This is a genomic window from Microbacterium sp. (assembly GCF_030149085.1).
Classification (GTDB): domain Bacteria; phylum Actinomycetota; class Actinomycetes; order Actinomycetales; family Microbacteriaceae; genus Microbacterium.
Genome location: NZ_JASBSF010000042.1, coordinates 1 through 13,612 on the forward strand (window position 1 = coordinate 1; position 13,612 = coordinate 13,612).

The 13,612-nt window shown below is 66.9% G+C and carries 11 protein-coding genes and 1 pseudogene; 2 read left to right on the top strand and 10 right to left on the bottom strand.

Annotated elements, in window-relative coordinates; all coding sequences use genetic code 11:
- Nucleotides 1-131 precede the first annotated feature (131 nt).
- From Q1V87_RS01705 to Q1V87_RS01745, 9 genes and pseudogenes are all read right to left on the bottom strand, one after another.
- Complete coding sequence (locus Q1V87_RS01705) at nt 132-623, bottom strand: glycosyltransferase (protein WP_300590583.1); 492 nt, start codon at nt 621-623, stop codon at nt 132-134.
- Entirely contained in the window at nt 620-1,984 is a 1,365-nt protein-coding gene (locus Q1V87_RS01710) for a bifunctional PIG-L family deacetylase/class I SAM-dependent methyltransferase (RefSeq protein WP_300590584.1), read from the bottom strand. Before Q1V87_RS01710 ends, Q1V87_RS01705 begins: the two co-directional genes overlap by 4 nt.
- On the bottom strand, nt 1,981-2,901 hold the full coding sequence (locus tag Q1V87_RS01715) for an acyl-CoA dehydrogenase (protein ID WP_300590585.1): 921 nt from the start codon (nt 2,899-2,901) through the stop codon (nt 1,981-1,983). The genes Q1V87_RS01710 and Q1V87_RS01715 overlap by 4 nt, the downstream gene beginning before the upstream one ends.
- Before the next feature lie 274 nt (nt 2,902-3,175).
- On the bottom strand, nt 3,176-3,802 hold the full coding sequence (locus tag Q1V87_RS01720; protein ID WP_300590586.1) for a hypothetical protein: 627 nt from the start codon (nt 3,800-3,802) through the stop codon (nt 3,176-3,178).
- A gap of 80 nt (nt 3,803-3,882) precedes the next feature.
- Nucleotides 3,883-6,294, bottom strand: coding sequence for a phosphoenolpyruvate synthase (gene ppsA, locus Q1V87_RS01725; RefSeq protein ID WP_300590587.1), 2,412 nt, complete (start codon nt 6,292-6,294; stop codon nt 3,883-3,885).
- A gap of 36 nt (nt 6,295-6,330) precedes the next feature.
- On the bottom strand, nt 6,331-7,167 hold the full coding sequence (locus tag Q1V87_RS01730; protein WP_300590588.1) for a pyruvate, water dikinase regulatory protein: 837 nt from the start codon (nt 7,165-7,167) through the stop codon (nt 6,331-6,333).
- Between the two features lie 99 nt (nt 7,168-7,266).
- Nucleotides 7,267-7,791 carry a flavin reductase family protein gene (locus Q1V87_RS01735; RefSeq protein ID WP_300590589.1) on the bottom strand — a complete coding sequence of 175 codons (525 nt, stop codon included), beginning with the start codon at nt 7,789-7,791 and terminating at the stop codon, nt 7,267-7,269.
- A 26-nt stretch (nt 7,792-7,817) separates the two neighbouring features.
- On the bottom strand, nt 7,818-8,357 hold the full coding sequence (locus tag Q1V87_RS01740; RefSeq protein ID WP_300590590.1) for an NAD(P)H-dependent oxidoreductase: 540 nt from the start codon (nt 8,355-8,357) through the stop codon (nt 7,818-7,820).
- 276 nt (nt 8,358-8,633) lie between these two features.
- Nucleotides 8,634-8,984 (bottom strand): annotated as a pseudogene (locus tag Q1V87_RS01745) (NAD(P)H-dependent oxidoreductase); the annotation flags it as partial.
- 173 nt (nt 8,985-9,157) lie between these two features.
- Between Q1V87_RS01745 and Q1V87_RS01750 the strand changes: the two are divergent.
- Nucleotides 9,158-9,892, top strand: coding sequence for a PhzF family phenazine biosynthesis protein (locus Q1V87_RS01750; protein WP_300590591.1), 735 nt, complete (start codon nt 9,158-9,160; stop codon nt 9,890-9,892).
- Between the two features lie 4 nt (nt 9,893-9,896).
- Here the strand turns inward: Q1V87_RS01750 and dacB are convergent, their stop codons facing one another.
- Nucleotides 9,897-11,459, bottom strand: a complete 1,563-nt coding sequence (gene dacB, locus Q1V87_RS01755; protein WP_300590592.1) for a D-alanyl-D-alanine carboxypeptidase/D-alanyl-D-alanine-endopeptidase — start codon at nt 11,457-11,459, stop codon at nt 9,897-9,899.
- 117 nt (nt 11,460-11,576) lie between these two features.
- Between dacB and Q1V87_RS01760 the strand changes: the two genes are divergently transcribed.
- The gene (locus tag Q1V87_RS01760) at nt 11,577-13,436 is read left to right on the top strand and encodes an ABC transporter ATP-binding protein (RefSeq protein WP_300590593.1); all 1,860 of its coding nucleotides are present in this window, start codon (nt 11,577-11,579) and stop codon (nt 13,434-13,436) included.
- Nucleotides 13,437-13,612 lie beyond the last annotated feature (176 nt).

Consider the following 13,612-nt stretch of genomic DNA (forward strand, 5'->3'; position numbering starts at 1 on the left):
ACACCCGCCGACGCCACTCCGCGATCGGCAACATCACCCCGAACACCTACGAGAACGTCTACGAAGCCGCGAGATCAGCTACCCTCGCGGAAGCGGCATAACCCACCCGACACCGTGTCCACGATCAAGGGTCAAGGCCCGTTTGCCCCGTGAACGTGCCCGTTCGGGCAGCCCGGCGTATGCGTGTCGAGCCACAGCTGCCGGTGCTGCGGGGTGAGGTCGGCGAAGTCTGGCCGCACGGTACCGATGACCATGTCAGCACCCTCGCGAGCGAGGCCAAGCTGAAGGGTGAGCCAGTTCGACGGCACCACCGAGTCCGCGTCGGTGTTGGCGATCCAGACCCGCCGGTCCGCGGCGGGCGCGAGGCCTCTGAGCGCAGCGGTGACCCCCACGGAGCGCGCAACGCCGACAGATCCCGCATCGATCTCGACGACGGGGAACGGATGCCGCCGCGCCACCGATGCCGACCCATCGGTGCTCGCGTCGATCACCACGTACACCGCAACCGGCACCCGGACGCGCGAAACGGCGACTTCCACGGATTGCAGGCATCGGGACAGCAGCTGCTCTTCGTTGTGGACGGGAATGACCACGGCAAGCGCACGGATGCTGGGGCCGATCACACCAATCCCTCCCGTGCAGCCACCGACTCGGCAGCACCGCGGCCGAAGACCTCGAGTACGAAGTCGTCCTCCTCGTGGAGCGCGATCCTGCGCCACCCCGGCACTCGTCGCAGTGTGTGGTGTACGCGATCGCCGGTTGAGGGGTACTCCGCCACCGGATGCCGCCAGTGGCACGCGACGACGATGCCGTCGTCGGTGAGCGCAGCGTCGATCCGATCGATGAGCGTATCCAGATCGTCCGAGTCGAAGTAGTAGCCGACCTCGGAGAGCACGACGGTGTCGAACTCACCATCCGGCCACTGCGTCGGCACGTGCGCGAGTGAGACCGTGACGTGGTCCGCCGAGGCCAGCCGGCGCCGGGCGCGATCGACGGCGCGCTCTGATGCATCGAGGGCGAGGACCCGGTCGGATCGCGCGGCAAGCGGCGCAGTTAGCACGCCCGTCGCGCACCCGATCTCCAGAACGCTGCCCAGGCGCCGGTTCGGCAGGGCAGCAAGGAGCACGGCGCGTTTGCGTTCCTCGTACCATCGCGTTTCGAATCCCCAGGGGTCATCGTGGCGGGCGTAGAAGTCCTCGAAGAACGTCGACGTGAGGGTTGCGTCGGCACCGGGCGCTTCGTCCAGGAAGACCTCGCGGTCCCGGCTGAAGTGGGCGAGGAATCTCGGTGGCGCGACGGCCTCGTCACCCGGCTCGCCCGAGAGAGCCTGTACCTGAGACGTGTGAGCGCGCAGGGCGGCGACCTTGCGTGCCAGCTCGTTCTCTGTCAGCCGCACAGCGAGCGCCTGCGACCAGGGGACATCCTCGGGGGTACCCCAGTGCCACATCCAGATCGGATACCCCAGATGGCGCACGCTGCGATGTGACGCGACATTGCGCACGGCGCCCGAGACGGCCCGGTGATCGCGATGACCGTCTCCCGACCAGGGCGAGAGGACCATCGTCTGCGTGGGCGCGGCATCCGTCGCATCCAGGGCGGCTGCAACGGCGTGCTCGACGGCGCTCGCGTGCGCATCCACCGTGCCATCGGGGATCGACAGGAACTGCACGCGCGCAGCCGGCGCCAGGAGTGAGAGTGCTTCGATGACCTCGAGGCGCCGTTGTGCGCGGAGAGAATCGGGGGAGTGCGTTCTCGATCCTGGATGAGACGCCTCACCGTCCGTGGCGATGATGACGCTCACCCGACCTCGCCGGGCCGCAACGCGACACATGAGTCCACCGGCGCCGAGCGTTTCATCGTCGGGGTGGGCGGCAACCACGATGAGCTCGTCCGGTGGGGATTCCAGCAGCGGCGCTGAGCTGAGGCGAGGGTCGTCAACCCACTGCTCCTCGGCGGTGCCCTCGTCGAGGTGGCTGAAGCTCACCACGCGGCACTCTGCCGAGCAGACTCGCGACCGACGCGCGCCACGTCACGAAGCCCGTGATGCTGCTGGATGTAGAGGTGCAGATCGGCGCTCGACCGGGCGAACTCCTCGTCACGGGTGAGGGGGGCCGGCCCGAGCGCCTCGGCGGATTCGGCGAGGGTGAGAGCGGCGGCGTCAGCCACGATGGCGCGCACGCGTTCGCTCAGCAGTCGTTCGCCCACCCGCCTTGATCGGCCGTCGTCCACCAGTTCGGCTGCCTCGGCGAGCACGGCGCGCGCCGCCCAGAGTGCTCCATCGACTCGGCCGAGGTGAACGAGGGAGAGCTGGTCGGCAGCTCCCGACTGTGCGGGTGCCAGCAGCCGTCGCGCGATGGTGGCCGCAGCACCCCACCAGCACGCCGCTACCGACATCCCGCCCCACGCGAATCCCGGCCGCTCCAGATACCAGCCAGCTGGTCCGACAGGCACTGCCGGGGCATTGTCGAAGTCAACCGGTGCGCTGACGATCTGCGCCAGCCCCCGTGCCATCCACGGGCCCCCATGGGCCCGAACGCCATCCGTGCGAAGGTCGACCGCGAACAGGGCACGCCGCCCGTCATCCCGTGTTGCCGTCACGAGCGCCCGGGAGAGGCGCGACGCGAGCGAGCACCAGGGTTTCGTGCCTCGCAGGGTCCACCCCGCCCCTGATTTCTCGGCGAGCAGGCTGGAGTCGGGGCTCTCAGCCGCGAAGACGCCCCAGGTGTCATGGGGTGCACTGAGGTCCGACCTGTCGGCCTGAGCGAGGATCGTCAGTGCGTCAAGGTGCGGCTCCAGCACGCGCGCCGCACCCACGTCGACGGCAGCGGTGGCGGCCAGAAGCTCCCAGAGCTCCGCAGTCCGCCCTTCGCCGACGCGCGGCGCCCACTGTCCGACCTCCACGCACCAGTCGAGAGTTGGACCCACGTCCGTGCCAAATCTGTCAATCTCGGCTGCCGACGCGATGGCACGGCGAACCTGCTCCGTCGTGGCGTTCGTGTGTGCGCTCAGAGTCGGATGCCGGATGTCTCCCGATCGCGTGCGCGGGTGAGCTGTGGTGTCGGAATCGATGATGATGGTCCACCTCCGGCGGGGAGCATAGACCGCCTGACCGTCCGGCGAAGGAGGCTTGACATCGCATGAGGCGGGCGGAATGTGTTCCGACGAATGCGGTCCGTCAGCCGCCCGGGCCGGTGGGATCGATAGGAGCGCCGTCGCCGTTCTCAGGTAGGTCTCCGCGCTCGATCGGCTGGGCGGGGCCTGCGGGGAGGTCGGAGAAGAGAAGGTCGAGTTCGGCATCCGATGGCAGGCGCACAGCCTCTGCGGCAGCCTCGAGGTCCGAGGGATCGGTGAGGTTTGTTCCCGTGACAAGAATCAGAACACCGTCGCGGGCCACCATGTACTCCTCGCCGGAGTCCGAGAACCGATGCCAGATATCGCCCTCGTTGCTGCAGGCGACTCCGGCATCCAGAGTGTCCCAGAGCGGCATCTCAGGGCACGTCTCCGGGGTCAGCGTCCCGCGGTCGGTGCGAACGGTCAGTATGCCGCCCGTCTGGCCGTTGAACCAGGATGCAGATATCCCGGCACCCCCGGTGAGTCCGACAGACTGCGGTGCGAGGTCATAGCCGTCAACGGCTGTCACGTAGATAAGGTCGGGGGACATCCCTACCGCCGTCGCCCGCTGGGCAATGGTGTCCGGGTCGGCAGGCGCGGCGGACGCGCAGCCGACAACCGAGGCGGCAAGGCTCGCCAGCACGATCGACATGCTGAACGCGGTAATGCCGCGTGCCGATGCTGAACGCATGGTTGCATTCTTGCGCACCGGTATCCCGATGATCCGGGAATGCTCGGGGGCGGCATCCCTGGCTCACGAGAGCTATCGCGCTAGGCCGTCCCGGGGACGTTTGTCGCTGCCACCTCGACCGGTGTCTCGGCTGCCAGCCGAGTCCAGGTCTCGACGACCGTGTCGGGGTTCAGTGAGATCGACTCCACGCCCTGTGCGAGCAGCCATTCGGCAAGATCCGGATGATCGCTCGGGCCCTGGCCGCAGATGCCGACGTACTTCCCCTGCGCTCGGCAGGCCTGGATCGCCATCGACATCAGCTGCAGCACCGCGGGGTCGCGTTCGTCGAACGTGCTCGCGACCAGACCGCTGTCGCGGTCGAGACCGAGCGTCAGCTGGGTCATGTCGTTCGAGCCGATCGAGAAGCCGTCGAAGAACTGCAGGTACTGGTCGGCCAGCAGGGCGTTGGTCGGCAGCTCGCACATCATGATGACCTTGAGGTCGTTGACGCCGCGACGCAGGCCATTCTCGGCGAGCATCTCGACGACGGCGTGGCCCTCACCGACGGTGCGGACGAACGGGATCATGACCTGGACGTTCGTGAAGCCCATCTCGTCGCGCACGTACCGCAGCGCCTCGCACTCCATGTCGAAGCAGGCACGGAAGTCGGGGGAGATGTAGCGGGATGCCCCGCGGTAGCCGAGCATCGGGTTCTCCTCGTGCGGCTCGTAGCGCTCGCCGCCGATGAGGTTGGCGTACTCATTCGATTTGAAGTCGCTCATCCGAACGATCACCGGTTCGGGCGCGAACGCTGCAGCGATCATCGAGATCCCCTCCGCGACACGCTGCACGAAGAAGTCACGCGGCGACGGGTAGGCGGCGACGCGCTCGTCGATCTGGGCCTTCAGCTCGGTATCCAGCGTGTCAGCCTCGAGCAGGGCGCGGGGATGGATGCCGATCTGCCGGTTGATGATGAACTCGAGCCTCGCGAGCCCGACCCCGCGGTGGGGAAGACGCGAGAACGAGAACGCCTGGTCGGGCGTGCCGACGTTCATCATGATCTTGACGGGCAGTTCCGGCATCCGGTCGAGGTGCGTCTCCTCCTCGGCGAACTCCAGCGGGCCTTCGTAGACGAACCCGGTGTCGCCCTCGGCGCACGAGACCGTGACATCCTGTCCGTCGCCCAGGATGCGAGTGGCGTCCCCCGCGCCGACGACGGCGGGAATGCCGAGCTCGCGCGCGATGATCGCGGCGTGACAGGTGCGTCCTCCGCGATTGGTGACGATCGCGGCCGCCCGCTTCATGATGGGCTCCCAGTCGGGGTCGGTCATGTCGGCGACCAGAACATCTCCGGGACGGAACGAGTCCATCTCGGCCAGGTCGCTCAGGACACGGACGGGTCCCGAGCCGATGCGTTGGCCGATGGCGCGCCCCGCGGCCAGTACGGTGCCGCGTTCGTGAAGCCGGAACCGGCGGATGACGTTCGCCGATGCGCGGGACACGACAGTCTCGGGACGCGCCTGCAGGATGTAGAGGCGACCGTCGACGCCGTCCTTGCCCCATTCGATGTCCATCGCCCGGCCGTAATGCTCTTCGATGACAAGCGCCTGCCGGGCAAGTTCCTCGAGTTCGGCATCCGTGAGTGAGAACCGGGCGCGATCAGCAAGTGGAACATCGACGAACGCCGTGCTCGCGCCCGCGGCACGACTGTCGGTGTAGCGCATCGCCACCGCCTTCTCACCGACCGAGCGCTTCAACACGGCTGGGCGGCCGGCGCGCAGGGCCGGCTTCGAAACGTAGAACTCGTCGGGGTTGACGGCGCCCTGCACGACAGCTTCCCCCAGCCCGTACGAACTCGTGAGGAAGACCGCCTGATCGAACCCGGACTCGGTGTCGACGGTGAACATGACACCGGCGGCTCCGACATCCGAGCGCACCATGCGCTGCACACCTGCCGACAGTGCGACCTCGGTGTGGTCGAAGCCCTGGTGGACGCGGTAGGCGATCGCGCGGTCGTTGTAGAGCGACGCGAAGACCCGACGGATCGCCGTGAGGATGTTCTCGATTCCTCCGATGTTCAAGAACGTCTCTTGCTGCCCGGCGAAGGATGCATCGGGCAGGTCCTCGGCGGTCGCCGAGGAGCGAACCGCCCAGGTCACGGCATCCGGTTCGGCATCCTCGTGCAGCAGCCGGTCGTACGCGGCGCGGATGTCGCTTTCGAGGTCCTCCGGGAGGGGATGCTGCTCGATACGGGAACGGATCTCGCCGCCGACGCGGGTGAGCTCGGCGACATCGTCGGTGTCGAGGTCCCGCAGGAGGGCTGCGATCTGGTCGCCGAGGCCATCGTGGGCCAGGAAGCGGCGGTAGGCGTCGGCGGTCGTGGCAAACCCGCCGGGCACCCGCACGCCGAGCGCTGACAGGTGAGAGACCATCTCACCGAGTGAGGCGTTCTTGCCACCGACGGCGGGCAGGTCGGTCATACCGATCTCGTCGAACCAGAGGACGTTCTTCATGGATGCTCCTTTGTGAGGGCGGGGCGTGACGGATGGTCAGGCGCGAAGCTTCAGGGTCTGCAGGATGATCGCCGACATCTCTTCGACGCTCTTGGTCGAGGAGTTCAGGAACGGGACGCGGGTGCGCCGGTAGAGCTCCTCTGCCCGGCGCAGCTCGAGGGTGCATTGCGCGAGGCTCGCGTAGCGGGAGTCCGGGCGCCGCTCGTGGCGTACCTGGCTCAGGCGGAGCGGGGTCGTCGTCAGCCCGTAGCAGCGGTCGGCGTATGGTGCCACCAGGCGCGGCAGGCCGTCGGTCGGGAAATCATCGTCGGTGAGGGGGTAGTTCGCGACCAAGAGGCCGTACTGCAGCGCCAGGTACATGGTCGTCGGGGTCTTGCCGCAGCGCGAGGGCGCGATGATGATGACGTCGGCGAACTCGAGCGCACGCGAACTCTGCCCGTCGTCGTGCTCGATCGCGTACTCGACCGCGCGCATCCGTGCGAAATATGCCTCGGTGTCGCCCACGGTGTGGAACTGCCCGAGTTGCTCGGATGCCGTCGTGCCGAGGGTGCGCTCGAGATCGGTCAGGTGTCCGCCGAGCAGGTCGATGCGCGGTGCCGGCGCGGTGTCGAGCACCCGACCGACCGTCGCGTTCTTCATGGTGGAGAACACGATGGGCGCCAGGCCCGCGGCATCCGCGGCAGCGATCGTCTGTACCACCGTCGCTGCCGCATCGGCGGTGTCGACAAAGGGAATCGTGTGGCGCTCGAACCGGAAGCCGGGAAAGTTCGCCAACAGGGCGTTGCCCAGTGTCTCGGAGGTGATGCCCGTGCTGTCCGAGACGAAGAACACGGCGCGTTTCGTGCGCGTGTGGTCGCTCAGGGCAGAGGGCATGCCTCGAGGCTAAAGAGATATGTCAGTGCTTACCGCCGCAATTGGCGTCAAGATTGAGCTTTCTTTACGACCCTGCAAACATCCCGCGTTCAGACGTGCTCAGCCGGCGAGCTGGTCGAGGTCGCGAAGGTGCCGGTAGGAGCCCTTGAAGTAGAGCAGCGGCTCCTCGCGATGCCACTCCGCCGGGCTCATTCCCACGACCGACCCGATGACGATGAGGTGATCACCCGCTTCGTGCTCGGCCCATGCCTCGCAGTCCACCCACATCAGGGTGTCGGCGATGATCGGGTTCCCCGAGGCGGCAGGTGTCCACGAAACCCCCGCCCACTTGTCGGTGCCGCTACGGGCGAACTGGTTGGCGATGGTGTGCTGATCGTGCGCGAGGACATTCACCGCGAACCTGCCGGTAGCAGCGATCCGGGGGTAGGTCGTCGAGGTCTTCATGACGCTGAACGAGATCAGCGGCGGGTCGATAGATACCGAGAAGAACGACTGGCAGGTGAATCCGATCGGTTCGCCGTTGTCGATCCCCGACACGATCGTGATTCCGGATGCGTAGTGGCCGAGGGTGTCCCGGAACTGGCGGGGAGAGAACGGCACTTCAGGTGTGGCGAGCTGCGACATGGTTTGCTTTCTCTTTCGCCGTCGGTTCAGGAAGCCGGGATGTCGGCGCGGAGGGCGCCGGCCAGCGAGGCCACTCGTCGGATATTGCCGGCGTACTCCGCCACTGCCGCGTCCAGGACGTCGTCCACGCGCTCCATCTGGCTGAGGGCCAGGTAGAAGCCGCGTCCGGGCACTGTTGCTCCGAGCTCCACCAGGAGGGGAGACAGAGTGAAGGTCGGCCCCATCGCGTGAGTGAAATCCGCGCCGGTGTGGAGCGGGATTGCCGTGACCCCGGCGAGCCCATTTGCGGGATACCGGTCGAGAAAGGCCTTGAGCAGTCCGGTGTAGGTGGCCTTGTAGGTCGGCGACGCAAAGATCGCGAGGTCGCTTTCAGCGACTGCCGCGTTCAGCGCCCCCATGGTCTCCGACGGCCACGCGAAGATCTCTGTGGTGTAGTCGGCCAGGTCGATCACCTGCGCCTCGAACGTTCCGGGGTCGAGAAGCTTCTCGAGCAGAAGTTCGGCGATCTTGCGGGTTCGCGAGGCCGGCTTCGGATTGCCGACAACGACCGCGACTTTGAGTGACATGACTCTCTCACTTCCATACCGATGAACAGGAAGGGATGAGTCGCCGCACCACACCGCGAGAGGGGACGTGGAGCGAACGACATCTCCACACGCCCCGGGATCTTGTGGCCCAGTGCGCCCGCAACGGCTTACGCTGCACATCCATTGTGCACACGCTCGTGTTTCGGTCGCGTAAACCGTGCCTCAGAGTGCCCGAGCGTGCCGATCCTGGGGCGCCATGAACCACGTCACGGCGTCCGGGAGAACCGGCCCCCCGTCGGAGTGAGCGTGATCACCTCAGAAGGTCGCGGCAGCTTCCTCGACCTTCGCGAACGCCGCGGCCATGATCTCATCCGAGCGGGCCGGGTCGTGGTCCATGCCCTCGGCGGCGATCTCCGTGTAGTCGTCGATGCCGATGAATCCGAGCATCGTGCGCAGGTACTGGCTCGCGGGATCCTGGGAGTTGAACACTCCGCCGGCGGCCTGGATGTGCAGCGCCTTCTTGCCGTGCACGAGGCCGACCGCCTCGCCCTGTTCGTTGTAGCGGAAGGTCTTGCCCGCCACACAGATGCAGTCGATCCACGCCTTCAGCCGGGTGGGTACCTGGAGGTTCCACAGCGGGTTCGCGATCACGATCTTGTCCATGTTGAGGAACTGGGTCGTGTAGTCGCATCGACTTCGAGTTCTCTGAGGTCAGAGGGTGGGCGCGGATAACCAGCAGCTTGGACACGAGGTCCCCTTCTTCATCGTGTCGGAATGTCCGGGCCCCTCAACTGTGCGCCGGATCCGGCCGTCGGCTGCAGGGACCAAAGACCCTCACTGTGGCGGCCGACGGGGCTGACCGCCCGCTGCATCCCGTGCAAGACTGGCCAGTCATGGGCATCCTGGCAACTGTCGTGAACGTCTTCGTCGATGAAACCGGCGAGCACGGCAATCCGCTCGGAATCGTGTGGGCGTCGACCGCCACTCGCGGGCATGAGCAAGACATCGCCGCTGACCTCGGATTCAGCGAGACGGTGTTCATCGACGAGGTGGACGGGCGCACTGTTCGGGCGCGGATCTTCACCCCGAAGCAGGAGCTGCGCTTTGCCGGGCATCCCACGGTGGGGTTGGCAGCCTGGCTGCGCGCGGCAGGCGACGACATCCGGCATGTCGTCGTGCCGGCGGGCTCGGCCCGGGTCCGTGCCGACGGCGACCTCACGTGGATCAGTGCCGACGTCGATTGGGCCCCTGAGTTCGAACTCGAACGACTCGACTCCCCTGGTGAGGTCGATGCCGTCGATCCGGATGCCTACACCGAGGGCATGCACTACGTCTGGGCGTGGCTCGACGAAGAAGCGGGAAGGGTGCGCACGCGGATGTTCGCGCCGGGCCTCGGGATCCGCACCGACGAGGCGACCGGGTCAGCAGCAATCCGGCTGACCGCCGCACTTGGCCGAGATCTGCAGATCGAGCAGGGAGCAGGGTCGAGGCTCGTCACGCACCGCCGAAACCTGGGCCGGGAGGTCGAGATCGGCGGCCGTACGACGCCGGGGCGCGACGTCGAGCTGGCGTGAGCTTTCAGTACAACTGGAACAGTTGAGACGCGATCGCGCCCAGATCGGTGTTGGCCTGGATGACCGCTTGCACCTCGGTGATCGGTACGTCATTGACGAACACCGCGAAGGCGAGACGCCGGCCGGATGCGGCATCCAGAAATCCGGCGAGCGCCTTCGTCTCGAGCACGTAGGGGGTGTCGGTTCCCGGACCGACGAGCGTGCCGGTCTTCGCGTGGGCAGAACCGATCGCGGGGTCACCGTCGGGCAGCACGGTTGCCAGGGACCCGTCCACCCCGAGGATCGGTGTGGATTCGAGGAAGGTCTCGAAGTACGGGGCGTCCGTCAACGACACCAGGTAGGAGGTCATCGCTGCCGGAGTGATGCGGTTCCCCGGCAGCCCTTGACCATCGGTGATCACGACGTCGTCGGGCCCGAGTCCCGCCGCTTCGAGCACGCTCATCTGTCTCGCCAGCCCGGCGTCGAGGGTTCGCTCACCCGCCTGCGCCGCCAGCAGCAGCGGCAGTTGATTGGCGCCGAGGTTGTGGCTGACCTTGTTGATCAGCCGGGCGGTCTCCGAGAACGGCGGGGAGGTGAACGTGGCGAGCGGGATCGCGCCGTCGAGGTCCGCGACCGGCGGCAGCTCGCTCGAGCTCGGCGTCCGCGGGTCCGCCGTGACGGTGACGCCCGCGCGCTCGAGCGCCTCGATGAACAGGGTGCGGGCCCACGCTGCCGGATCAGGGACCTGATAGGTCTGCACCACCGGTTCGGCGCCCAGAGGGATCGTTCCGGTGACGGTGAGGATGCCGCCGTGCTCGGTGATCGTGACGTCGAACCCGCTGTCGGCATCCGCTGTGCTCACCAGATTCTCGACGGTGTACGCCGAGCTCTGCGGCCGCCAGCTCGCGGTCGTGGGGTCGCCGACCGCCGCGCCGGAGGTGATGACGATGTCCACCAGGTTGTCGTTGACCACGATCGGTGAAATCGGTACTCCGTCTAGGACGACGGGATCCCAGAGCCTGTCGTCGACGAGGACGTCCCCGCCCACCGTGTGGATTCCGGATGCGGCGACCTGCTGTGCGAGATCATCGAGGCCGGTCAGCGGATCTTCGGGAGTGAGCGTCGCCAGCCCCGGGAGGACGTTCGCGTCGTAGTGGTCGAAGATCGGGACATCGAGGGTGCCGTCGGGCATCGTTCGACCGCCGAGGGTGAGGTCCCCCGAGCCGCGCAGAATGAGATCTCCCTCGAGAGTGCCGTTCGAGACCTCGCCGACGGCGACGACCGGGGTCGTGAACGTCGCGTCCGCGCCGAGCAGGTCGAGGGCTGCGGTGACAGAGAGGATCTTCGCCGTGGACCCGGTGAGGAACTGCTCGTCGGGGTTGACGGCGATGAGGGTCTCGCCGCTGTCGATGTCGATCACCGACATCCCCCAGCGGCCGCCCTCGTAGGTGGGCTGGTCCATGATGGCCGCGATCGTGGGTGGCACATCAGTGGGCGGACCGGGTGGCGCGGCGGTGCACGAGATCAATCCCGCTGACGCAGCGATGATCGCTGCAATGGTCACCGGTCGTCGGGTGCGACGGAGCATAGGACGGAGTCTATCGAGGCGCCGTCTTCGTCCCGACCCTCGCGGTGCTCCAGGCGGGTACGCTTTCCATGTACTAAGACATGGAAAGCGCCGGACGGGAGAGCGCGGATGAGCATGATGCGCGGGGGTTTCGGCGGGGGTCTCACTCGCGGGGCCGATGAACGGACGCAGCGGGAGCGCAACGCGGAGGCGCCACACATCCCGCACCTCGGCCGGCGCATCGTCGCGCTGTTCTCGCCGTACCGTGGGCGCCTGAGCATCACTGCGGTTCTGGTCATCCTGAGTGCTGCCCTCGGCGTCATCCCGGCGCTCCTGGTCGAGCAGGTCTTCGACCTCGCGTTGTTCCCGGCATCCGGCGGACCTGACATCCCGCTGCTGATCGAGCTCGTCGCACTCATGATCGGGCTGTTCGTGCTGTCTGCAGGGCTGAACGTCCTCCAGACATGGCTGACCTCGTCGGTGGGAAACCGCGTCACCGGCGACCTGCGAGTCCGGCTCTTCCAGCACCTGCAGTCGATGGAACTTGCCTTCTTCACGCGCACGAAGACGGGCGTCATCCAGTCCCGGCTTCAAAATGACGTGGGCGGGGTTGCGAGCGTCTTGACCAACACGTTCACCTCGATCCTCGGCAACAGCGTCACCGTCATCGCGTCGCTCGTGGCGATGATCATCATCGACTGGCGGCTGACGCTCGTGGCAGTCGTCATGCTGCCGGTGCTCGTGGTCATTCAGCGCCGCGTCGGCCAGGTGCGTGCTCGCATCGCGGCGCAGGCCCAGGAATCACTGTCGACGCTCACCGCCATGACCCAGGAGTCGCTCTCGGTCTCGGGCATCATGCTGACGAGCTCGTTCAATCGCGCGGACTACGAGACCGGTCGCTACGCCGACGAGACCTCGCGTCAGGTCTCTCTGCAGATTCGGCAGGCGATGAGCGGGCAGGGCTTCTTCGCGGTCGTGGGTGTCATCATGTCGGCAGTCCCGGCGGTCATCTACCTTCTCGCGGGTGTGTTCATCACGGGCGGTGTCGACATCACAGCCGGCGCGATCGTGGCGTTCACCGCCGTGCAGGGGCGCCTGCTCTTCCCGCTCATGGCGCTCATGCGGGTCGCGCTCGACGTTCAGACCTCGATGGCGTTGTTCGCCCGCATCTTCGAGTACCTCGACCTCAAGCCCGCGATCGTCGACGCACCGGATGCGATCGACGTCGGCGTGGCGCCGGGGCCGGTCGGCCGCGTCGAGTTCCGTGACGTCTCATTCCGCTACCCCGGCGCGGGAGAGGATGCGGCGACCCTGCATGATGTCTCCTTCGTTGCCGAACCCGGTCAGCACATCGCCTTTGTCGGCTCCAGCGGCGCGGGCAAGACGACGATCCTCTACCTCGCGCCGCGGATGTATGAGGCATCATCGGGTGCCGTGCTGTTTGCCGGCGCCGATGTTCGAGACCTCCGCCGTGAGTCCCTGCTTGACAGCGTCGGAATCGTCTCGCAAGAGACCTACCTCTTCCACGCGTCGATCCGCGAGAACCTGCTGTACGCGAAGCCGGATGCCTCTTCCGACGAGATCGAGGAAGCATGCCGCGGCGCGCATATTCATCACGTCATCGAGTCCTTCCCTGACGGCTACGACACGATCGTGGGTGAGCGGGGCTATCGCCTTTCGGGAGGCGAGAAGCAGCGAATCGCGATCGCGCGGGTATTGCTGAAGAACCCACCGGTCCTGCTTCTGGATGAGGCAACCAGTGCGCTCGACACCGTCTCGGAACGGACCGTGCAGCAGGCGTTGGATGCCGCGGCACAGGGGCGCACGACCCTGACGATCGCGCACCGCATTTCGACGATCGTCGGCGCCGACGTCATTCACGTCGTGGAGGCGGGACGCATCGTCGAAAGCGGCGCACACGCTCAGCTCCTCGCGGCGGGCGGCGCGTATGCGGGACTGGTCGCGCACCAGCAGGAGAGTGCCCTCTCAGCGATCTGACGGTTGCCGCCGACCTCCCGCGCTGGGAAGCTGAGAGCACGCGCGTTTCGGTGCGCGCCCCGCCGATGGAGGAACACACGATGGCTGGCAAGTTCGACCTGAACACGACCACGCTCGGGCAGTTGCTCGACGACCCGGAGGCGCGGGCGATCATCGACGAGTTGGTTCCCGAGCTG

What these genes read in the sequence shown, in the direction of transcription:
- Q1V87_RS01720 (WP_300590586.1), bottom strand. Translation starts at nt 3,802, where the DNA reads ATGCGTTCAGCATCGGCACGCGGCATTACCGCGTTCAGCATGTCGATC.
- Q1V87_RS01760 (WP_300590593.1), top strand. Translation starts at nt 11,577, where the DNA reads ATGCGCGGGGGTTTCGGCGGGGGTCTCACTCGCGGGGCCGATGAACGG.
- dacB (WP_300590592.1), bottom strand. Translation starts at nt 11,459, where the DNA reads ATGCTCCGTCGCACCCGACGACCGGTGACCATTGCAGCGATCATCGCT.
- Q1V87_RS01735 (WP_300590589.1), bottom strand. Translation starts at nt 7,791, where the DNA reads ATGTCGCAGCTCGCCACACCTGAAGTGCCGTTCTCTCCCCGCCAGTTC.
- ppsA (WP_300590587.1), bottom strand. Translation starts at nt 6,294, where the DNA reads ATGAAGAACGTCCTCTGGTTCGACGAGATCGGTATGACCGACCTGCCC.
- Q1V87_RS01730 (WP_300590588.1), bottom strand. Translation starts at nt 7,167, where the DNA reads ATGCCCTCTGCCCTGAGCGACCACACGCGCACGAAACGCGCCGTGTTC.
- Q1V87_RS01740 (WP_300590590.1), bottom strand. Translation starts at nt 8,357, where the DNA reads ATGTCACTCAAAGTCGCGGTCGTTGTCGGCAATCCGAAGCCGGCCTCG.